Source organism: Nocardia altamirensis NBRC 108246 (assembly GCF_001612685.1).
GTDB classification, from domain to species: domain Bacteria; phylum Actinomycetota; class Actinomycetes; order Mycobacteriales; family Mycobacteriaceae; genus Nocardia; species Nocardia altamirensis.
This window is the reverse complement of sequence record NZ_BDAY01000006.1, coordinates 1-21,003: the sequence shown is the minus strand read 5'-3', so window position 1 is coordinate 21,003 and position 21,003 is coordinate 1. Positions and strand designations below refer to the sequence as shown.

The following is a 21,003-nucleotide window of genomic DNA, read 5'->3' as shown; positions in this document are numbered from 1 at the left end:
GCTGTCGTGCTTGGTCACCCGCCGAGCAAACCTTTGCGCGCCTCCTCGACGCAGTCGGCCCACTTGCGGTCGCCGAGTTCGGTGACGCCGGAGTCGCTCATGAAGGCGCTGGACACGATGACGTCGGGGGTGAGGGTGGCGAGGAAATCCAGTGTGGCGAGCAGGGTTTCGCGGTTGCTGTGGCCCTCGATGTAGCCTGCCCACCACTGCCCGTTGCCGCCGAGAACGAGGGTGTCGCCGGTGAACAGGTGCTGCTTGCCGGAAATGGTGGCGAGATAGACGGCACTGCCCGCGGTGTGGCCGGGCGCCGGGATCACCTCGATGCCGCCGAACGCGGTGTGCCTGGTGTCGAAGGCGTCGTCGACGCTGGTCTGCGTGACCAGTTCCGCGTCGTCGCGATGAATGTGCAGCCGAGAACCGAAGCGCTCCTTGATGGTCGACAGTGAGGGCGCGATTTCGTCACGGTGGCTGAGGTAGTGATGGGTGACGCCGCCGAGCTCGGCGATCCTGTCCAGTTCGCCGGGCTTGTTCGTGTTGTAGAACAGCACGTTTCCCTCGGGAGTCGTCCACAGATAGGCGTTGACGGTCAGTCCCTCGAACGGGCTCTCGGTCTCGGTCTGCCACAGGTCGGCGGAGATCTGCTTCATGATGTGCTCCTCGGTGCGTTGGTGTCTTCACCCAGGAGGCGCGAGATCCGATCTCGCGCCGCTAGATCTCGGCCGTCACAACCGCCACTGCCTCTCGCGCTGCGGTTGATAGCGGCACGCGATGCCGAGCGAGATGCAGGCGCGCAGGTGCTCGGCGAGCTCGGGGTGGATCCGATCGATGCGCCGCAGCGTGTCCCTGACCCGCGCGGACACCGTTTTGCGGGCGCGCTCGGCATCGTCGCCGAGGTGCCGGGTGCGCCCGGCCAGGCCTGCGGTGCGGCGCAGTTCGTCGAGCAATGCGGCGCGCTCCCGGTCGAGTTCGGCGGCCCGATCGTCGGCGCCGAGGTCGACCGCCCGATCGATCTCGGTATCGAGGGTGTCCAGGCGGCGGCGGTAGGCGGCCTTCGCGGTCTCGTCGAGCACCGGATCGGTGCCCAGTGATCCTGCCGCGCGAAGCGTGTCGCCGGAACCGGGTGCGCCGAACAGTTCCAGGGACGGGATCTCGTGACCGGGATGACCGATCAGCGCGTGCAGATCGCGCAGTCCCTTGGCGTCGGGTAAGCGTGCGGTGCGGCCCGCGAACCGCAAGGTCCACACCGCGCCGTCGCGTCGGAACTCGTTGTCCGGCAGCGTGGTCGGTGCGGCTGGTGGCCTGCGGTCGTGCGAGAGCAGCCGCAGCTGGTGCTCGGCCGCATCGAGCCAAGGACGGGCGCGCATGCGGCGCGCGGACTCCGCGGCGGCATGCAGCTCGCGCGCCGCGGTGTCGCGGTCGCCTGCTGCTGCCGCGAGCCTGCCGAGCCAGTAACCGTACGGCCCGTAGCTGGCTCCGCCGCCCGCGACAACGGCCCACAATCCTTGCAGTGGAACAAGTTTCGCTCGCACCGTGGTGCGCAGCTCCGCATCGTCCAGTACCAGCGCGGCATGCGCAAGCGCCACCAGGATGGCGGCGTGGAAGTGCGTCGGGTATCCGTCGTAGAGCGCCTGCACTTCGGCGACCCTGCGGCGGGCGCGGTCCTTGTCGCCGAGCTGGGCGGCGGTGATGAGATCGGTGATGATCGTGTAGTTCGCGCCCGCTGCGCGATAGCGGTCGACGAAGGCGTCCGCCTCGGCCAGATCGCCCGCGACCAACGCCAGCGACCACCGCTGTTCGAGCCACAACGGCGCTCGGTCCACCTCGCCGAGTCGCTCACCCAACGCATAAGCGCCATCGATGGCATCGCGGGCTTCCTGAAATCGACCGGCCAGCGTGGCGAGCGCACCACCACGCGACAGCGCGACAAACCGGAAGCGCGGCAGGTTCGCCCGGTCCGCGTGTGCGCGCAGCGCGGCCATCTCGGTGTGCGCCCGCGGATCACCCAGCTCCAGCAACGCGGCGAAACGTAAAAGGGCGCCTTGTAATTCGGTCTCGTCGCGATGTGTTCGACGACCGGTGGCGATCAGTTCCTCGGCCAACTCGAGCCGATCGGGTGCGGTGCCAGGCCGCCAGATCGCGTCGTGCCTGGCGAGCAGCCCGAGTTCGAGCGCCGTGTCGTCCTCGGATTCCCTGGCCAGCCGCACCGCCTCGGCGCTCATCTGCTCGGCGGCCGCGCGTTGTCCGGACACGGTGTGCACGCGCACCCGAGTCGCCGCGGCGAGCACGCGCACGGCCAGCGGATCACTGCGCGGACGCTCGCGCAGCAGCATGGCGTGCGCCTGATCGATGAGCGCGATCTCCCGCTCGGAATCGCGCTCCGGGCTCGGCATTCCGAGCTCGTGCAGGCCGAGCGCGGCCCGTGCGAAGAGCTCCGGCGACTCGTGCTGTCCGGCCAGTTCGAGCAGTGTCTCGAAGGTGCGGCGGGCGGCAGCCAGTTCGCCGGCCGCGGCCTCGGCGCTTGCCAGATCGAGCCCAACGGTGCCACGGAACTCGTGCCGCTCCTCAGGGATCAGCGTCAGTGCCCGCCGATAGTGTTGCGCGACTTCGCCCGCGGCCAACCTGCCGCAGGCATCGAGCGCCGCGTCCAGCAGATACCGCAGTGCGCGCTCGGCATCGATGGCGTCGCCTGCCAGATACGCGTGATGCGCGAGCTCACTCGGCGTCGCACCGGACCGCTCGCCCGGCAGCTGCTCGAGTGCGGAAACAATGGCGGCGTGGCGTTTTCGGGGTTCGGTCGCACCGAGCCGTGCGATCAGCGTCTCCCGGATCAGATCGTGCACGAAAGTGAATCGTGCGTCGTCGAGCCTGGCGACCAAGCGGGCGCGGACCGCGGTCGCCACCAGCTCGGCCACCGCGGCGTCCGCGCGCCCGGTGGCGGCGGCGACCACCACGAGCGCGAATTCGCGGCCGACCAGCGCTGCGGTGGTGAGCGTGTCGATCGCGGCAGAGGAGAGCGGTGCCACGCGCGCGTCGAGCGTCTCCTGCACGCCCGGCGTCAACGTATCGATGGCACTACCCGAATGCCACAGTCGCGCAGCCTGTTCGGCGAGGAACGGGTTGCCGCCGGTGAGCGCGTGCAACCGGCGCACCACGTCCTCGGGTGGCTGTACACCCGTCATCCTGGTGACGACGGCGCCGACGTCGTCCACGGAGAGCCCGGTCAGTTCGATCGTCCGTGCGGCAGTCAGCAAGTCACCGAACAGGTTTCGCAGCGGATGGGCGTCGGCCTGCACCTCCGTGTCGCGCACGGTGCCCACGATCGCGAGCCGCTCGAACCAGGAATGCCTGGCCACGAACGCGAGCAATGTGATCGACTCGGGGTCGGCCCGATGCAGATCATCGATCACCACGAACACCGGCCGCACGGCACACGCGGCGACCAGCGCCTCGGTCACCGCGTCGCCGATACGGAACAGCGCGGCGCCGTCCGTCCGCGGCTGCGCCTGCTGCGCTTCACCGATCAGAATCGACAACGCATTGCCCGCGGCATCGTCCACGGCCGCCCACTGCTCGGGTGCGGCGGCACGGCGCAGATTGCGCACAATCTGTACCCACGGCCAGAATCCGGGCGTGCCGTCGCCGCTCCACGCGGTCGCCGCGAGCACGAGCACCTCGTCGAACTCGTCGACCACCTCGGTGACGAGCGCGGTCTTGCCGATCCCCGCCTCACCGGACACCAGGACGAAGCCGCCGTGACTGGACACCGTGCGCCGCAACTCGTCCCGCAACAGCGATGCGGGATGGTCCCGGCCGATCAGGGGTGTCACCGCCACGCGTCCCTCCTCGCTGCTACCCCTTCGCAGCTTAGTTCGCGCAGGCCAACCCCTATGGTGGTAGGCGCGTGACCTGGGTGGATCCGCTACCGGGAGATCGGAGGGTGACATGCTGATCGAGAAGCAGCGCTGGGCGGGCATTCGCGACGGCTCGGTCACGGTGCTGTTCCGCCGCTGGCGGCATCGCCAGGCCAGCGCGGGCAAGATCTATCGCACCGCCGCGGGCCGAATCATGGTGGAGCAGGCCGATATCGTCGCTCCGTCCCGCATCCGTGCCATGGATGCCCGCGCCGCCGGTTACGGCTCGATCGCGCAGGTGCTCGCGGATCTGCGTGGCGCGGAAGGTGATCCGATCTACCTGCTGCGTATCCGGCTGGTCGACGAGCCGGATCCGCGCACGGAATTGGCGAACACCGATCAGCTCTCCGACGGCGACATCGCAAGAATCACAACACGTTTGGCGCGCATGGACGCCGTGAGCCCGATCGGCCCGTGGACCATACCGACCCTGCGCCTCATCGAAGAACTTCCCGCAACCCGCGCCCCCGACCTGGCGGCCCGCCTCGGTCGCGAACCGGACCGCTTCAAAGTCGATGTGCGCAAACTCAAGGCCCTCGGTCTCACCCTCAGCCTCGACGTCGGCTACCAGCTCTCGCCTCGCGGCGTCGCGTACCTCCGCACCCGCTGACCGGTTTCCCCGAGTTACTCGGCGGCGCGTTCCGGCAGGTGGGCCAGGACCAGGCCGACGGACGCGATCAGCACGTTCTGCAGCGCGGGTTGCAGCCCGTTCCACGTCTTGGATTGCCACATCACGAACCATTCGCCGCCGATCGCGATGAACCCGCCGCCGAACAGCACGATCACCATGAGCCAGCCCACTGTGCTGAGCCTGCGGGCGCGTTCGACGTCGGCTCGCCCGGCCAGCGTGCGGAGCCAGCTGATCAGCGCGACGATCAGCACGAGCGCGGTGAGCGTCTCCCAGGTGATGATCGCGATATAGGCGATGTTGGCCAGGGTGGGGTCGGTGATCGCCCGCCACATGACGTCGTCGTCATGAAAAGTGGTGTCCATGGCGAGCACATGCTGCACGAACTGCTGATTGGTGCCGAAGTCGGTGATGTTGTTCAACGCGACCACCGCCACATAGGCGGCCGTGACGGCAGTGAAAACGGTGAGTGCCATGCGGAGAGAGCCGAGTACGGCCAGCAAGCGCGTCATTGTCTACTCATCCTTTATGCAGGTCGACAGGATGTTCGGAGTGTAGGGCGACCCACCGCGCCAGGGGCCGCGTCAGCTCGAGAGTGGCCAACTGGCTGACAAGTCGGCGCTCGATCATGGCCAACTGGCTGGAGTGCGAGCATTAACCCGCATCTGGTTCCAGGTGGGCAGGCTTATCTGGTCGCCGTCATCAGAGTCTGACTGTTGATTTCCTGCGCCGCGCCAGGAACTTCGCGGCCGCACCCGGTCAGGACGGATGCCAAGTCGGTGGGCACGACCCTCCAGCCGCGCCGGGCAAACCATTCGCGCGGATCGTTACGCCCTGCCATCGGGTACATGAGGCTTTCGAGTTCGAGTCCCGTGACCTCCGTCATCCGTGCCCGTGCGGCAACAAGTTTCGCCGACTGCCTGGCATTGGGGAATTGCAGCGCCACCGTGCTGCCCGGTGCGCTGAGTGCGTCGATCTCGTCGAAGAGCCGGTTCTGAGCGTCGGCCGGAAGGTAGTGCAGCAGCGCCTCCGCCAGCCAGGCCGTCGCAGAGCTCGGATCGAAACCCGTGTCGTGTAAGGCCTTCGGCCAATCCTGACGAAGGTCCCCGACAACCTGACGGCGCGTCCCGGCAGGCTCGGCATCCGCCAGGGTTGCCGCCTTGAACTCCAGCACTTTCGGCAGATCCAGCTCGAAGACCGTGGTGCCCGAAGGAAAGTCCAACCGGTACGCCCGCGCATCGAGACCGGCCGCCAGAATCACCATCTGCTGGATTCCGTCGGCCGCCGCAGCCTCGAAATATCGGTCGAAATACCAGGTTCGCGCGGCCACGGACTGGAGGACGAGCTCGAAGCCAGGTGCGGCGGACTCGTCGAGTTCGGGCAGCTCACCGCGCAAGATCCGATCCCACACAGGCAAACCGGCTGCCGCCACCAGTTTCTCCGCGAATGGATCGCGGAAAAGCGCATCCGGGCGGCGGTTTTCGACCGCGCGCATAGCGGTGGCAACGAGCGCAGTGGCGCCCACGCTCGTGGTGATGTCCCAGCTGTCGTTGTCGGTCCGCACCACAACTCCTTTCGGCGACTGCGCTGCCAGCGAAGCGTAGTCCAGACCTGCTCGGCCGTTGCTTGCCACCAGAGAGAATTGGCGCGTCCCCTCAGTCCACTCTGCTGCGCAATTAACCTGCCGCCAAGCGGATTTCGTCAGCGGGTCGACAGGCAAGCCCGGCTTGGAGGACAGCCGGCGGTATAACCACCAGTGGGAGCTGAGACCTCGACCGATATGGAACAGTTCGGCCTGATACGTGGCTGTACGCATGGTGCTGCGGTGAAACTTGCCTGCACAGCGCACAATCGGAGGGTTGGTTGGATGACTTGCGTTGCGATCGTCGATGCGTACCGGGAAGAGCCGATCTATGAATTCCTCGGTGCCGGAGCGACAGTGGTACGGGTACAGAGCACGGTCGAAGTTCCGAAGGTCTACGCCGGGCCGTTGGACCTTTCCCAATTCGCCGGCAGCGTCGTCCATGCCGGAGACCTGGTAGCGACCGCCGCGGCGGTCAGCAGGTATCGACCGGCGGCAGTGGTAGCAGGACGTGAATCCGGAGTGGAGCTGGCGGATGCGCTTGCTGACGAACTCGGTTGCGCCGGGAACGGCACCGCCCTCAGTGCCGCACGCCGGGACAAACATCTCATGATCGAGACGGTGCGGCAGGCCGGGTTGGCCGCTGCTCGACAAATTCGCGTCGACTCGGCAGCAGCGCTGGCGAAGTGGCATACGGACATCGGCGGCCGTGTCGTGGTGAAGCCGATTCGAAGTGCGGGCAACGACGGTGTCTACTTCTGCGACACCGTTGCAGATTCTGTTGCCGCATTCAGCGCCATCGACGGCGCCGAGAACGTCTTCTCGGATATCAACGTCGGCGCCGTCGCACAGGAGTATCTGCATGGCGCAGAATATATGGTGAACACGGTGAGCCGCGACGGATGTCATCGTATCTGCGAAACGTGGAGCACAACGCGGATCACCGCGAACGGAGCGCCTGAATACGCCGACGCCTTTCACCTGATGCCACGGTCTGGCGCTGTACAGGACGCGTTGGCGTCCTACGCGAAACTGGTGCTGGACGCGCTCGGAATCAAGCACGGACCAGCGCACACGGAGATCAGGATGACCGACCGCGGACCGGTCCTGATCGAATGCGGCGCACGAATGGCCGGCGACGGACTTCCCTACTACGTCAAAATCGCTCAGGGGAATTCTCAACTCGACTGGACCGTCCGGGCTTATCTCGATCCTGCCCGATTCCTTGTGACCTATGCGGACCCGTGCTATCCGGAGCGCCTCTGTAGCGCTGTCCGACTGATCTCGCCAGCTGCCGGAACCCTACGGCAGTATCGCAATATTGCGGCCTTACACAGTCTGGAGAGCTTCTATTGCACGCAATTCCGCGTGCACCCGGGCGATTCGATTGCGCAGACCGTGGATAACGTTACCTGCCCCGCGATCGTTATTCTCATGCATCGAGACGAAGAAGTCTTGCGACGAGACGCATTCGAGATCCGCCGCCTCGGCGATGCCTACTTCTTCGACATCGAGCCGACGTAGGCGCGGCGGCGGATCTGATCGTCAGCTGCCGACGTAGCGGACCAGCCGATCTGGGAACCTGGCACCGGCAACCGCATCGGATGGGCTGACGGCCTCGATCTTCTCGATTTCTGCCGCCGACAGATCGATGTCAACCGAGGCGATGTTTTCTTCCAGATGGTTTCGGGACTTGGTACCCGGAATGGGTACGACATCGACGCCGCGGTGCTGCACCCAGGCCAGTGCCAATTGTCCGACGGTTATCGACTTCTCAGCGGCCAATGCCCGCAGCGCATCGACGATCGTGAGGTTGCGCTGCAGATTCTTCGCGGAAAATCGTGGTAGCGAGCGGCGCAGGTCGTCGTCGGGAAGTGTGTCGGCGGACGCTATGGTCCCGGTCAACAGTCCGCGGCCCAGAGGAGCAAACGGCACGATCCCTATGCTGAGCTGTCGGCAGGTCGGGATGATCTCTGCCTCGAGGTCGCGCCACCACAGCGACCACTCGCTCTGCAGGGCGGTGACGGGGTGGATCGCGTGCGCACGGCGGAGTGTCGTAGCGGAAACTTCGGAGATACTGAGATATCGGACTTTGCCTGCGGTGACCAACTCCGACATCGCACCCCAGGTCTCCTCGATCGGTACGTCCGGGTCCACCCTGTGCAAATCGTAGAGGTCGATGTGATCAACCCCGAGCCTTTGTAGCGATCCATCGCAACTGTCTCGCACATGGTTCGTGTCGCCCCGGGCACGCAGGTAGCCGTTTTCGTAGTAGATGCCGAACTTCGTCGAGATGGTCAGCTGATCGCGGTGGCCGGCGATCGCCTGCCCGAGCAGCTGCTCGTTGATGTAGGGCCCGTAGCTGTCGGCCGTGTCGAACAGCGTCACGCCCAGGTCGATCGCGCGATGGATCACCTCGGCGAACTCGGCCCGTGCGAGTCCACCCATCCGGCTGCACCCGAGGCCTTGCGCGCTGACCTCCAGCTGACCGAGTTTCCTGGTCGTCATCATGAGGATTTCCCCGGAATGTACACACAGTTAGCGTACCGTCATATAGCGGCACTTTCTCTGTGTTTCTATATTTCCGGTCAGTCGAAGCCGCGCAACTGCTTCGCCATCTCAGGAGGCGGTTGGCGAGCGGGGTGATGCCGGAATTCGGCAGGGCTGCCGCGCATCTCGTCGATCGTGCGAGTGGAAGGGCTGAAGTGCGCCGCAGGTCAGAGGCAGATGCTCACGGTGGCCGGGCCGAGGGGAAGGGAAAGGCACAATGTCACCGACCCGGAGACAGCGGTGGCCTCGGGGGTTGCCGCGGCGGCGGTTCCGGCGCTCAGCGCGATGGCGGACAGAGCGAATGCGCTGATCATCAGCGTACGAGCGGTTTTGACGATCATGTAACTTCCTAGCTTGTCGATGGAACCTCGCACGTTCGGTTGGTTCCATTCGCGAAATCTCCTATGGACCATCCGTACGCCGACGCCCATGAGCAAGTCAACTGTGTTGTGAAGTGCCACAGCGGATTCTCGCTGGATTGCGGAGTTCCGGTTCGTCGCGGCGCGCATGGTGGTGCGCTGGTCGATCAGTTCGAGGACCAGGCAACCAACTGCGCGCCGCGACGTTCCGATGCTTGACCGTGCGGCGCTAGTTCCGCGCGGCCAGGATCTGGGTGAGGTAGTCCGGGGTGCCCTCGATGCGTTGCAGATGCGGGAAACGGAGTCCGTCGTGATAGTTCAGTTCAATGGTCCGCGTCTGATCGAAGTCCTTGACCTGCAATCGGATCGGCGCGGGATCTGTCTTGGCCGCCTCGATCGCGGCCTCCATCGTGGCTTGGGAATAGGGGGCGTCGTTGACCGAAACCACCGTCATACCGGAGCCGACTTTCGCCTTGTGCGCGGGTCCGTCCCAGCGCACGTCGGTGATCTTGCCTTCACCGGATACGTTGATACCGATCGAGTAGGTGTAGTTGACGGCGCCCTTGGCGTCTTTCAGCTGAGCGGTGAGGAAGGGGCCCGGGTTGTTGTCGTAGACCAACTTCCACCCCGTCTTCTCGACACTCGCGGCGAACGGTTCCTTGCCGTCGAGGCGATCGCGCAGGTACTTCGCCCAATCGTCGGCGACAACGCCATTCAGCGTCGAGACGACCTGGTCGAAGTCGTAGGTGTTCTCTGACTCCCACTTACCGTCGTCGACACCGAAGAACGCGCGAGCGAAATCATCGAGTGACTTTGTGTTCCCGGACAGTTCGCGGATACGCGCGTCCACTCCGAGCCACACCAGTTGCCCGCCCTGGTAGTAATCCTCGCTGAGCTGCCACGACCGATACGGCTTCGGACGCCGCTGCGCGATGATGGGATCGTTGGTGGTGTCCTGCAGAGTGCGCCAGGTCAGTCCTGGCCGGTTTTCGGTGTATGCGGCGACTACCGAAGCCAACGCATCACGAGAGACGTCCGGAGGGCGCAAGCCGGACCGGCCGGTGAGCACGTTGCCCCAATACTGCGTCTGTCCCTCGTAGACCCACAACAAGCTGTCTTGCATCGGGGTGTTGTAGTTGGGTGTCCACAGGTCTGCCGGGCGTCGGAACTTGCCGTTCCAGGAATGGGTGTACTCGTGCCCGAGCAGATCGGCGCTGCCGACCGCGGGGTTCCACCCGGTGAAATAGTCGACGGGCTGGCCGTTCTCGCTGGATCGCTGGTGTTCCAATCCGTTGGAGCTGAGCTGATCCGACAACGACAGCAGGAAGTCGTAGTGGTCATAGTGTTGTGCGCCGTACAGTGCCAAAGCCTGTTTCACCAGTGCCCTGTGCAGCTCGATGTGTTCGGGCTTGGCTGCGAGCTGCTCCGGTGCGTCTGCGAATACTTGCAGCCGCACAGGGGTTTTCGCGCCAGGAGCCAGGTCGAACTCCTTGTGATAGCGCCCCGCGTAGACGGGCGAGTCGACGAGGATGTCCAACGGGACCGGCTTGTAATTCACGGTGTCGCCGTCTTTGCCTGCGACGTCCAGCGCGGTTCCGGCCTCGAATCCCGGCGGGTAGGTCACGCTCGCGACGAAGGGAATCTCGCTGGCGGGAACACCAGCTGGGTAGAGGACCACGGCATTCCACTGCAAGTTCAACATATTCGGCGTCATCACGACGCGCCCCTGAGCGGAATCGGTGGGGGTGAAGTACTGGAAGCTCGCGTCGATTGATTCCACGCCGTCGGGCACAGTAACTTTGAACTTGTACACGTTCAGCGGATCACGCTTCCACTCCAGCTTGTTCCCGGCGCCGGTGAAGGTGATGCCCGCGATCTTGTCGATCGGGCCGGACGGAGAGTGGTTGCCGGGCAGCCACTGCGGAAAAAGCAAATCTATCTCGCCCGACTGAGCGGGGATCGTCTGTTTCACCTGAATCACGCGTTGCGGCAGATTGGTCATGTCGACCGCCACCGAGATCGCTTTCTGATTCGCCGGAGCATCCGACTTGTCGCGCAAGCCGAAGTAGAGCGAGCCTGCCAGGATAAGAAGAACGACGACGCCAACAGCGCCAAAAATACGAACTTTAGACAACGGCACTCCCCAAATCACGCAGACGATCTTGTCGACACTACAAAATCGACGGCATGCCCGCCCCCGGCTGGTGCGAGCGTCCCTTAGTTGCTGAACCAGTGATTCATCCTACGAGTGTTGGTATCGCAGCGTGCGAGGAGTGAGTGTGGGCTGCGTCATACCTGTCGTGCGGTGTGTCGTCGACTGGCTTCGGGGGCTGTCGAACGGTGTGGGGGTCGGCGGGTTGACCGTGGTTCCCTCGGCGAGATTCGAACTCGCACCTTGCCGGAATCTAGGTCCGGTGCCTCTACCGATTGGGCTACGAGGGAGTGTCGACCCACGAAAAAGGGGTCACTCCTTGGCGATTGCCACGGAGTGACCCCTTTGCCGGGTCTATGCAGACACGGGTCAGGGGCGGCTCCGGACGCTCATCCGAGGATGGGTGAGGACAGCGGTCGGTAGCGCAGCGTTGGCGTGCGAGTACCGGGCAGCGCGCAGCGAGCGCATTAGCTGCTGGGTCCCGGCCATCGTCCTTCGCCTTTCCTGGTCGTGTGAGTTGCTTGCCTCGACGCTAACATCCGGATTTCGCGTTGGGAACCGATTTGGTGTGTCAGAAGGTTCGGTTCATTTCGCGCGCGATCTGAAATCCGTTGCCCGTGCTGTCGTTTGTGCAGGTCACGCCGTTCTCGGCGGAGGAGCAGGTGAACGGGCCCACGGTAATACTTGCGCCATATGGAAGTACCCGACCGCCGCCTCGGTTTCCGCCGTCGATCGGCTCGCCGACGAACACACCCTGGTTCAGGCACAGCGTCCGCGCGCGCTTGCCGACGGCCAAGCTGCTCGCGTTCGGATTCTTTGCCCAGCAGTCCTTCTGATCCGCGGGGGCCGGTGTCGTCGGCCCTTGGCAGCCGGCCTGGGCGTTCTCGTCGATCGGCTGGTCGAGGATCGCGCACAGGAACGTTCCGCTCGGTGATTGGAAGTAGTAGCCCATCTGCTGGCGATACTGCGCCGGATCGACCTCGCCGAGCGCGGGCGGCCGCGTGGTCGTCGGTGCGCTCGACGACGGCGGCGCGGTAGGTGCCGCAGAGGAACTCGGCGCGGCCGAGGTCGGCGCCGCCGAGCTCGTGGTCGGTGTCGCCGTATCTTTGTCGTCCCCGCACCCGGTCAGCAAAGCCAGCGCGACGGCGCACGGCGGCACGACGATACGAGCTCCTCGGATTTGCATGACGGCATTGTGGTACCGCTGTGCCCGGCTTTCGGCTAAGACGCGCCCGCGTCGCGTGTCGCCAGCAGGGTGTAGCTGAGTGGGCAGCGTTCCTGGTGTTCGGTGAGCTGCCATTCGCCACCGGTGCCGAGCGTCATCTGGCCGGGCAGCGCCTCCCACGGCACGCTTCGATGCTCGGTGAACCCGGTGACGGTGAGTCCTGCGTCGAGCAGTGCGGTGAGGATCTCGCCGAGGCCGTGATTCCACTCGTGGGTGGTCGTCTGGACGAATTCGGCGTCGGTCTCGACATAGGTGCCGCCGTCGGAAAACACCATGGGTTCGGGCGTTTCGAAGTAGGGGTAGCCGACAACCAGCCGGTCCGTATGGTTTTCGTCCAGCGCCCACAGCACCGGATGGCTCTCCCGCATGAACAGCCGCCCGCCGGGGCGCAGCAGCCCGGCGACGGTGCGTGCCCACCGGTCGATGCTCGGAAGCCAGCACAGCGCACCGATTCCGGTGTACACCAGGTCGAATTGTGCTCCGCCGAGCGCGGATACCGCGTTGTAGACGTCTGATTCGACGAAAGTTAGGTCGGTGCTGGTCTTTTCAGCGAGCGACCGGGCTCGAGCCAGCGACGCGGCGGAGAAATCGAGTCCGGTCATGTGGGCGCCGAGCCGGGACAGCGAGAGCGTGTCGGTGCCGATGTGGCACTGCAGATGCACGCCGCGCAGTCCGCTGATGTCGCCGAGCAGGGGCAGATCGAAGCGCACCACGTCGCTGAGGAAGTCCGGCTCGGCGAGGAAGCGATGCACCGCGTACTCGCGTGCTGCGGCGTGTACTGGCGCCCGCTCGTCCCAGTTCGCCTTGTTCAGCAGCAGGTAGTCGTCGGTCACAGCGGCCACTCTGGCATGCGCGGCCAGGTGAACGCATGTGAAATTATGGTCAGCAATCACCCCGCTAGCCGACCGGAACGGACAAATCGGGCATTATGGACGCCATGACCTTCGCTATCGATAGACACACCGCATGCAGGTAACCGCACTCGAGTGGGTGATCACCATCGTGGTGATCCTCGGACTGTTCGTCTTCGACTTCTTCGCCCACGTGCGCACGCCGCACGAGCCGACCTTCCGGGAATCTGCGTTCTGGTCCGCGGTGTACATCGGACTCGCCCTCGTTTTCGGCGGCATCGTCGCCTGGCAATGGGGTTCGACGTTCGCGGGGGAGTACTACGCGGGCTTCGTCACCGAGAAGGCACTCTCGGTGGACAACCTGTTCGTCTTCCTGATCATCATGTCCAGCTTCGCGGTGCCGCGGATGTACCAGCAGAAGGCGCTGCTGATCGGCATCGTCATCGCGCTGGTGATGCGCGGCGCGTTCATCGCCGTCGGCGCGGCCGCGATCAGCGCGTTCAGCTGGGTGTTCTACCTGTTCGGGTTCTTCCTCGTCTACACGGCCATCAAGCTGATCAAGGAGAGCGGTCACGAAGTCGAGCACGAAGAGCAGCGCGACAGCAAGATCGTCGCGCTGACCAAGCGACTGCTGCCGACCACGGACAGCTACGACGGCGACAAGCTGATCACGCGCGTCGACGGACGTCGCGCGGTGACCCCGCTGCTGCTGGCGCTGCTGGCGATCGGCTTCGCCGACCTGTTGTTCGCCCTGGACTCGATCCCGGCGATCTACGGTCTGACGAGCGAGCCGTACCTGGTATTCACCGCAAACGCGTTCGCGCTCATGGGTTTGCGGCAGTTGTACTTCCTGATCGGTGGACTCCTCGATCGTCTGGTCTATCTGTCCTACGGTCTGTCGGCGATCCTCGCGTTCATCGGCGTCAAGCTGGTGCTGCACGCGCTGCACGAGAACACGCTGCCGTTCATCAATGGCGGCGAGCCCGTCAGCGTGCCGGAAATCTCCACCCCGGTCTCACTGGGCGTGATCCTCGGCATCCTGGTCATTGCGACGGTCGCCAGTCTGCTGCGCACCCGCGCCCGCACGAGTCGGGTCTGAGCGGGGAGCGGTCAGAACACCCGGTTGCTGTCCGGCGTGATCTCGAACCCGTGCCCGTCGTCATCGTTGCGACAGACGACGCTGAAAGTGTCGGCCTGGCAGGTGATTCCGTGTGCGTGCAGGGTAGATCCGGCGGGCAGCACCGGCCCTGGTCCGACGACCGTGTCGCCGCTACCCGGTGTGGTTTGCCGCGCGGTGTAGAAGCCCTGGTTCACGCACAGGTAGCCGGCGTCCTCGCCGACGGCGAGCGCCGCGGCGGCCGGGTCGGTGCTCCAGCACTTCTCCATGTGCGGCGGCGCGGGCCCGGTCGCGCCCTGGCATCCCGCGATGCGGCGTGGCCTGCCGACGGGCTCATCGAGGATGCCGCAGGTGATGTGGCGATCCGGGGTCTGGAAGTAGTACCCGTCGGCGGATCGGTACTGCACCGGGTCGACGACACCGGGTCGGATCAGCGGATGGGCCGAGGAAGAAGTTGCTGGGTCCGATTTGTCCGGAGTGCCCAGGTACACGTACAACAGCCCCGCCGTGGCAGCCGTCGACGCGAAAACCGCTACGTAAGTGCGCATGGCCGCGAGTCTGCCGTGTGAGATGCGTGGTACGTCCGCATCGAGCCCGGTGTGTCGCCGGAAGTTAGCTGCTTCGCCAAAAAATAGTGGGACCTGCGTTGATCCCCGCGCGTCGATACAACGCGCGGGGATCAACGACAATCGCGCGTGGCGCCGGTCAGGACGCGAAAGCGCCGAGCACCGGGACCCATTCGAGGACGGCCACGTGATCGATCAACTTCTCCCGCGCGAACGGGTCGTCGGCGAGCAACGCGCTCAGTGCGTCGGCATCCTCGGTCTGGAAGACGAGCAGCGCACCGGACCCGTCCGCGAACGGCCCGCTGCTCAGCAGCGTGCCCGCCGCGAGATGGTCGCCGAGCCAGGCGCGATGCTCGGGCCGATAGGTGTCGCGGCCAGGGACAGTGGCCTCGGAGTACGAGTAGTGAACGGCGAAGATCGGCACGTGATCGATTCCTTACAGTCGAGATTCATCAGAGGGACGGCAGCCTGTGGGGGCGACTCACAGAGTGAGCAGCATTCGCGTATTGCCGAGCGTATTCGGCTTCACGTAGCTCAGATCGAGGAATTCGGCGACACCGGTGTCGTAAGACCGGCACATCTCCGCGTAGACCTCGGCCGTGACCGGGGTGCCCTCTATCTCGACGAACCCGTGCCTCGCGAAGAAATCCACCTCGAACGTGAGCACGAAGACCCGCCGCAACTCCAGCTCCCTGGCCACCGCGATCAGGTGCTCCACCATCACCCTGCCGACCCCGCCGCCCTTGACATCCGGATGCACCGCGACCGTGCGCACCTCACCGAGGTCGGCCCACAGCACATGCAGCGCGCCACAGCCGACGATGCGGCCGTCGAGCTCGGCGACCCAGAACTCCTGCACCGCTTCGTACAGCGTGACCAGGTTCTTTTCCAGCAGTATCCGACCGGCGTAGACATCGACGAGGCGTTTGATCTCGGGCACATCGGAGGTTCGAGCGCGTCGCACTACCGGTGTGGAGCTCTGCGCGCCTAGAGGCACGCCCGGATGTGCGTCGCTGGTCGAACCACCTAGTGGTCCCCGAGAGTTCATGGGGTGCACAGTAGTCGGGTGGGTTACCGATAGGCTGAACGTGTGCCACACATCCAGTCGCCCCGCTCGCCGCATCGCGTCGAGCAGCGGGTCCGGCAAGACATGCGCCGTGTCGATGGCCGATGTCGTCGTGCCGGTGTGAATGCGGTGCTGGCATGAGGGAGCGTAGCGAGCGAGCAATCGACACAACTGCCCGAGCGCTCATGCCGGAACCGAGCGCTAGCGAGGTGCAGGCATGAGTGCTCAGCCGGAGGAGATCGAACGGCGTTGGGCGGCCGCCAGCCCGATCCGCTCCGGATTCGTTCCCGCGGCGTCCGAACCAGCTGCCGTGCCGTTGATGAACATCGCGAACATCCTCACCATGCTGCGGATCGCGCTGGTGCCGTTGTTCGTGGTCGCGCTGTTCGTCGACGGCGGGCACGAGACCGGCTGGCGGATGGTCGCGGCCGCACTGTTCGGCCTCGCCGCGATCACCGACCGCTTCGACGGGCAACTGGCGCGCAAATACGGTTTGGTCACCGACTTCGGCAAGCTCGCCGACCCGATTGCGGACAAGGCGCTGATCGGTTCCGCCGTGATCGGGTTGTCCGTGCTCGGCGACCTCGCGTGGTGGATCACCCTGGTCATCTGCGGCCGCGAGATCGGCGTCACTCTGCTGCGCTTGGCCGTGGTGCGCCGCGGCGTGATCCCGGCCGGACGCGGCGGGAAGTTGAAGACCCTCATGCAGTCGATCGCGATCGCGGTGCTGCTGCTGCCGCTGTCGGGCTGGTTGGCAGGCGCGGGCATGGTGCTGATGTATGTGGCTGTCGCATTGACCGTGATCACCGGGCTCGATTACGTCGGCCAGGCGGCGCGGGTGTGGTTCGCGGGCGGACCGAGCCGGGCGCGCGGCGCATGAACGCGGCGAGCCTGCGATGACCACCGCGGCCTACGACGGTCCCGCATCCGTGCGCACCGATCCGTTGGTCGTCGATGCGCCCGTCGCTGAGCTGGTTCAGGCACTCGGCCTGGCCGGGCAGACCGTCGCGACCGCCGAATCACTCACCGCAGGACTGTTGAGTGCGACGATCGCAGGCGTGCCCGGTGCCAGCGCGGTCCTGCGCGGCGGCGTCGTGGTGTACGCCACAGAGCTCAAACACAGCCTCGGCGGCGTCAGCGCCGAAGTACTTCAGACGGAAGGTCCCGTCGCGGCGAGCACCGCCGAACAGCTTGCGGTCGGTGCGCGCACCCGCTGCGGCGCGGACTGGGGCGTCGCGCTGACCGGTGTCGCCGGGCCGGATACGCAGGACGGACACCCGGTCGGCACGGTCTTCCTCGGCCTGGCCGGGCCGGGGCACACCGAGGTGATGCGGTTGAAACTCCTCGGTGACCGGTGGACTATCAGAATCAGTGCGACCCACATTGCGGTGCAGGAACTGCTGCGATGTGTGCAAGGTCCGGCCGAAGCGGGCGGGTAAGGAAGTGATTTGCGCCGGGCGGGAACCAACCGGGCCTCGTCCGACGTTGTGCCAGAAAGAACGGCGTGCGTGGCACTCGTGAGTGTCATGCGGGTCCCCTGACAGGGAGCGAAGGAGAACGAGATGACGCTGCTGCGAGAGGCCATCGGGGACAGTCTGCGGCGTGCTCGTCTCGCCCAGAACCGAACCCTGCGCGAGGTGTCCACCTCGGCGCGCGTGAGCCTGGGATACCTGTCCGAGGTCGAACGAGGCCGTAAAGAAGCTTCCAGTGAATTGCTCGCCGCCATTTGCGCGGCACTCGATGTCCCATTGTCGCGGGTGTTGTGGGACGTGAGCACGATCATGGCAGGTGCCGACGGCCTGCCGACCCGCACACCGGCCGACACCGCCGCCGCTCCGGTACCCACCGAAGCGGAGCAGGCTGCCGAGGCCGCGCCCGCCGCGCCGGCCGAGGCGGCACCCGTTGCCGAACCCGTGCTCACCCCGGCGAGCGCGACCATGTCCGTGGCCGCAGCAGGTACCCGCCCGCTGCCGCTGGCTATGGACACCCGGATTGTCATTCCCGCACCGAAGGCCGACATGTTGGTCCTGGTGAAGGGCGTGTGACACACAACGAGAGGTGACGGCCGCGGCAAGGCTGCGGTCCGGTGCCGAAACCGGATAGATTCTCTACTAGGCGTCGGTTGGGCCGGGTTTGCCCGGCTCACCTGCCGCATGGTGGAGGATAGGACCATATCGGGTGCGTGACGGTCGCGCACTGGAGTCGCGTCGAACGCGCGGCACGTCAGATGGAGGCGGGATCAATCGATGGCTAATCCGTTCGTCAAGGCCTGGAAATACCTGATGGCCCTGTTCGATTCGAAGATCGAAGAGCATGCGGATCCGAAGGTCCAGATTCAGCAGGCTATCGAGGAAGCCCAGCGTCAGCACCAGGCCCTCTCACAGCAAGCCGCGTCGGTCATCGGCAATCAGCGTCAGCTGGAAATGAAGTTGAACAGGCAGCTCGACGAGGTCGAGAAGCTCAATGCCAACGCGCGCCAAGCGGTCATGCTCGCCGACCAGGCCAGTGCCGCGGGCGACACCGAGAAGGCGATCCAGTACACCAATGCTGCCGAGGCTTTCGCGGCGCAGCTGGTTACCGCCGAGCAGTCCGTCGAGGACCTGAAGGTGCTGCACGATCAGTCGCTGCAGGCCGCAACCCAGGCCAAGAAGGCGGTCGAGCAGAACGCGATGCTGTTGCAGCAGAAGGTCGCCGAGCGCACCAAGCTGCTCAGCCAGCTGGAGCAGGCGAAGATGCAGGAGCAGGTCTCCGCATCGCTGCAGCAGATGGACTCGACGCTGTCGGCGCCGGGCACCACGCCGAGCCTGGACGCGGTGCGCGAGAAGATCGAGCGCCGCTACGCGAACGCACTCGGTTCGGCCGAGCTCGCGCAGAACACGGTGCAGGGGCGGATGCTGGAAGTGCAGCAGGCCAGCATTCAGATGGCGGGGCACAGCAAGCTGGAACAGATTCGTGCGTCCATGCGCGGCGAGCAGCTGCCCGCGGGTGGTGCGGCCCAGCCTGCCGTCAATCCCGCACCGGCGCAGGCCAATCCGGCGCAGCCGCAGATGGACAAGAACTAGCCGCACTGCGGTAGCAGTTAGTCGCGCGGGGAAGACTTTGTCGGTGGTGACTGGTTCACTGGACGACATCACGGCACCCGGCGGGCCGGCCGTCGGCCCGCCGGGACCGTGCAGGTCCGATCCGCGCAATCAGTGGGAGAAAAGGCATGACTGAGCGAACCGGCGGTCAGTCCGGTAAGGCGCGGCCCGTCCGCAAGCGAGAAGCGGCGATCATCCGGGCACAGGCCGCGCTCGCTCCACAGCCCGGCAGCCTGCCCGACAGTCTGCGTGAGGTCGGCGAACACGCACTGTTCGCGGTGCGCCGCTGGGCCGATCCGCGCGAACGGGAACTGCGCCGCCGCCGCCGAGCCCGCCGCCGCAGCTTCCAGCTCGGCACCGCCACCGGCCTCACCACCGCAGGAGCCGTTGGGCTCGCGGTCATTTCGGCACCGGCCTGGATCGTCGTCGTCATCGGCGGCGGCGCGGTCGCCCTGGTCACCGGCACCGCCCTCAGCGCCCGCCGCTACCTGCGCCTGCGCAACACCCCGCTGCCGCAAGGCGCCTTCGTACCCCGCAAACAACCACCCATCTGGTCACGCGCTCGCGGCCCGATCGCCAACCTGGTTCGCGCCGAACGCGCCCTGCACGGCCTCGGCGCCCAAATCGCCAAGGGCAACCGCCTGCCCGACGACGAACTCGTCGACATGCTCGAGACCGCAGGCTCCGGCTCCGCCGCCCTACACGCCCTCGCCGCCGACGTCACCGCCATGGAACAAGCACTCGGCGCCATGGGCCGCACCCCGTCCCCCGCCGCCGCAGCCCTCACCGACAACCTCCAGTTCGCCCTCAACCGCCTCGACACCGGTGTAGCTGAATACGAACAGGTAGTCGCCGCAGCGGGGCGCATCCTCGCGGTGCCGGAAAGTGCTGTTCTCCGCCACAACTTCGACGCGATCGTCGCAGACCTTCGGCACGCGGCCGACCGGCTCGACGGGTGGGCACAGGCGTTGACGGAGGTTGCGGATCGGCAGGTTCCGATTGCGGGGCAGGGGCAGTGAGAGTTGGGGTGTGCTGGTTGGGGCGCGGAGGTAAGTAGTTGAGGGTGGGATGGGGTCGGTCTTGGTTGGGTGGCAGGGGTAGGGGGCAGTGCGAGTTTCGGGTTGTTGGGGTGGGCGAGTAGTTGTCGCGTGGTCGTGTGGCAGGGCGGTAGTGAGGGGTTGGGGTTGTCGGGGACGGAAGTGGTTGCCGAGCCCTCATCGGCGTGAGTGAAATGGTTGCCAGCCTCATCGGCGTGAGTGAAATGGTTGCCAGCCTCATCGGCGTGAGTGAAATGGTTGCCGACCGTCATTGGCGTGAGAGGAATGGTTGCAACACGCACCTCCGACACCCGCCTTTTCTCTCGCGCCAACGCTTCAAGATCGCTGTGAAGGTCGCCGAGCCAGACACCCGGCCGATGACTCGGGGGACGGTTGCCGACCCCATCGGCGGAAGTCGAATGGCTGTCAGCCTCATCGGCGTGAGCGAAGTGGCTACCTAGCTCGTTGGGCGGTAGTCGAATGGCCGCAGAGCCTCATCGCGTGAGTGAAATGGTGGCGACACGTGTTGCGACACGCGCCTTTTCTCTCACGCCAACACTTCGAGACCTTTGGACCGGACCGCAGCCAGATGGTCGGGCAGAAACCTGGTGACGGTGTGGTGGTGGGGTCGGGCTGACCTGACGGACGCTGGGTGCGCGCAGTTGGAGTCGTCGTTGTTGCCTCCGGATGGCTTGGCCCGGCCCAGTTGACGGGAGACAAATGGTTGATGGGAGAGAAATGGTTGCTCACCGCAGTTGAGCGGAGTCTTATGGTTGCAACACGCCGTGCGACACGCACCATTTCTCTCCGCTCAACATCCCTCAAGATCACTTCCTCGAAAGATCTTTGAACCGGACCACAGCCAAGTGACCCGGCTGG

General features: G+C 65.5%; 21 protein-coding genes and 1 tRNA gene. 9 read left to right on the top strand and 13 right to left on the bottom strand.

The window, feature by feature from the left end; all coding sequences use genetic code 11:
* Positions 1 to 14: 14 nt before the first annotated feature.
* Complete coding sequence (locus NA11_RS03395) at positions 15 to 647, bottom strand: MBL fold metallo-hydrolase (RefSeq protein ID WP_069160245.1); 633 nt, start codon at positions 645 to 647, stop codon at positions 15 to 17.
* A gap of 75 nt (positions 648 to 722) precedes the next feature.
* On the bottom strand, positions 723 to 3,833 hold the full coding sequence (locus NA11_RS03390) for an ATP-binding protein (protein WP_167837552.1): 3,111 nt from the start codon (positions 3,831 to 3,833) through the stop codon (positions 723 to 725).
* A 109-nt stretch (positions 3,834 to 3,942) separates the two neighbouring features.
* Between NA11_RS03390 and NA11_RS03385 the strand changes: the two genes are divergently transcribed.
* On the top strand, positions 3,943 to 4,521 hold the full coding sequence (locus NA11_RS03385) for a hypothetical protein (protein WP_069160244.1): 579 nt from the start codon (positions 3,943 to 3,945) through the stop codon (positions 4,519 to 4,521).
* Positions 4,522 to 4,535: 14 nt separating this feature from the next.
* Here NA11_RS03385 and NA11_RS03380 read toward each other — a convergent pair whose 3' ends face one another.
* A complete protein-coding gene (locus NA11_RS03380; RefSeq protein WP_069160243.1) occupies positions 4,536 to 5,051 on the bottom strand; it encodes a DUF2165 domain-containing protein in 516 nt (171 codons plus the stop codon).
* A gap of 173 nt (positions 5,052 to 5,224) precedes the next feature.
* Positions 5,225 to 6,388: an SAM-dependent methyltransferase gene (locus tag NA11_RS03375; protein WP_141717378.1), complete on the bottom strand. Its 1,164-nt coding sequence runs from the start codon at positions 6,386 to 6,388 to the stop codon at positions 5,225 to 5,227.
* A gap of 18 nt (positions 6,389 to 6,406) precedes the next feature.
* Here NA11_RS03375 and NA11_RS03370 point away from each other — a divergent pair, with 18 nt between their 5' ends.
* Positions 6,407 to 7,645, top strand: a complete 1,239-nt coding sequence (locus tag NA11_RS03370; protein ID WP_069160241.1) for an ATP-grasp domain-containing protein — start codon at positions 6,407 to 6,409, stop codon at positions 7,643 to 7,645.
* 21 nt (positions 7,646 to 7,666) lie between these two features.
* On the opposite strand, the gene NA11_RS03365 is transcribed toward NA11_RS03370, so the two are convergent.
* The 6 genes from NA11_RS03365 to NA11_RS03345 all read right to left on the bottom strand — a co-directional run bounded on the left by NA11_RS03365 (position 7,667) and on the right by NA11_RS03345 (position 13,240).
* Complete coding sequence (locus tag NA11_RS03365; protein WP_069160264.1) at positions 7,667 to 8,629, bottom strand: aldo/keto reductase; 963 nt, start codon at positions 8,627 to 8,629, stop codon at positions 7,667 to 7,669.
* A gap of 209 nt (positions 8,630 to 8,838) precedes the next feature.
* Positions 8,839 to 9,012: a hypothetical protein gene (locus NA11_RS45470; protein ID WP_167837551.1), complete on the bottom strand. Its 174-nt coding sequence runs from the start codon at positions 9,010 to 9,012 to the stop codon at positions 8,839 to 8,841.
* Positions 9,013 to 9,259: 247 nt separating this feature from the next.
* Complete coding sequence (locus NA11_RS03360) at positions 9,260 to 11,170, bottom strand: M61 family metallopeptidase (RefSeq protein ID WP_069160240.1); 1,911 nt, start codon at positions 11,168 to 11,170, stop codon at positions 9,260 to 9,262.
* Positions 11,171 to 11,394: 224 nt separating this feature from the next.
* A tRNA-Leu gene (locus tag NA11_RS03355) sits at positions 11,395 to 11,472 on the bottom strand.
* A 281-nt stretch (positions 11,473 to 11,753) separates the two neighbouring features.
* Positions 11,754 to 12,368, bottom strand: a complete 615-nt coding sequence (locus tag NA11_RS45465) for a hypothetical protein (RefSeq protein ID WP_167837550.1) — start codon at positions 12,366 to 12,368, stop codon at positions 11,754 to 11,756.
* Between the two features lie 35 nt (positions 12,369 to 12,403).
* A complete protein-coding gene (locus tag NA11_RS03345; protein WP_069160238.1) occupies positions 12,404 to 13,240 on the bottom strand; it encodes a class I SAM-dependent methyltransferase in 837 nt (278 codons plus the stop codon).
* A 133-nt stretch (positions 13,241 to 13,373) separates the two neighbouring features.
* Between NA11_RS03345 and NA11_RS03340 the strand changes: the two genes are divergently transcribed.
* Positions 13,374 to 14,357 carry a TerC family protein gene (locus NA11_RS03340; protein WP_069160237.1) on the top strand — a complete coding sequence of 328 codons (984 nt, stop codon included), beginning with the start codon at positions 13,374 to 13,376 and terminating at the stop codon, positions 14,355 to 14,357.
* Positions 14,358 to 14,368: 11 nt separating this feature from the next.
* On the opposite strand, the gene NA11_RS03335 is transcribed toward NA11_RS03340, so the two are convergent.
* From NA11_RS03335 to NA11_RS03325, 3 genes are all read right to left on the bottom strand, one after another.
* Positions 14,369 to 14,923, bottom strand: coding sequence for a hypothetical protein (locus NA11_RS03335; protein ID WP_141717374.1), 555 nt, complete (start codon positions 14,921 to 14,923; stop codon positions 14,369 to 14,371).
* 157 nt (positions 14,924 to 15,080) lie between these two features.
* Positions 15,081 to 15,365 carry a YciI family protein gene (locus NA11_RS03330; protein WP_069160235.1) on the bottom strand — a complete coding sequence of 95 codons (285 nt, stop codon included), beginning with the start codon at positions 15,363 to 15,365 and terminating at the stop codon, positions 15,081 to 15,083.
* A gap of 57 nt (positions 15,366 to 15,422) precedes the next feature.
* Positions 15,423 to 15,989 carry an amino-acid N-acetyltransferase gene (locus NA11_RS03325; RefSeq protein ID WP_218023233.1) on the bottom strand — a complete coding sequence of 189 codons (567 nt, stop codon included), beginning with the start codon at positions 15,987 to 15,989 and terminating at the stop codon, positions 15,423 to 15,425.
* A gap of 235 nt (positions 15,990 to 16,224) precedes the next feature.
* Here NA11_RS03325 and pgsA point away from each other — a divergent pair, with 235 nt between their 5' ends.
* The 6 genes from pgsA to NA11_RS03295 all read left to right on the top strand — a co-directional run bounded on the left by pgsA (position 16,225) and on the right by NA11_RS03295 (position 20,585).
* Complete coding sequence (pgsA, locus tag NA11_RS03320) at positions 16,225 to 16,887, top strand: CDP-diacylglycerol--glycerol-3-phosphate 3-phosphatidyltransferase (protein ID WP_069160233.1); 663 nt, start codon at positions 16,225 to 16,227, stop codon at positions 16,885 to 16,887.
* A 16-nt stretch (positions 16,888 to 16,903) separates the two neighbouring features.
* A complete protein-coding gene (locus tag NA11_RS03315; RefSeq protein ID WP_069160232.1) occupies positions 16,904 to 17,446 on the top strand; it encodes a CinA family protein in 543 nt (180 codons plus the stop codon).
* 123 nt (positions 17,447 to 17,569) lie between these two features.
* The gene (locus NA11_RS03310; protein ID WP_069160231.1) at positions 17,570 to 18,052 is read left to right on the top strand and encodes a helix-turn-helix domain-containing protein; all 483 of its coding nucleotides are present in this window, start codon (positions 17,570 to 17,572) and stop codon (positions 18,050 to 18,052) included.
* A gap of 201 nt (positions 18,053 to 18,253) precedes the next feature.
* On the top strand, positions 18,254 to 19,069 hold the full coding sequence (pspA, locus tag NA11_RS03305) for a phage shock protein PspA (RefSeq protein ID WP_069160230.1): 816 nt from the start codon (positions 18,254 to 18,256) through the stop codon (positions 19,067 to 19,069).
* 146 nt (positions 19,070 to 19,215) lie between these two features.
* Positions 19,216 to 20,106: a phage shock envelope stress response protein PspM gene (gene pspM / locus NA11_RS03300; protein WP_084654035.1), complete on the top strand. Its 891-nt coding sequence runs from the start codon at positions 19,216 to 19,218 to the stop codon at positions 20,104 to 20,106.
* 203 nt (positions 20,107 to 20,309) lie between these two features.
* A complete protein-coding gene (locus NA11_RS03295) occupies positions 20,310 to 20,585 on the top strand; it encodes a hypothetical protein (RefSeq protein WP_141717373.1) in 276 nt (91 codons plus the stop codon).
* Positions 20,586 to 21,003 lie beyond the last annotated feature (418 nt).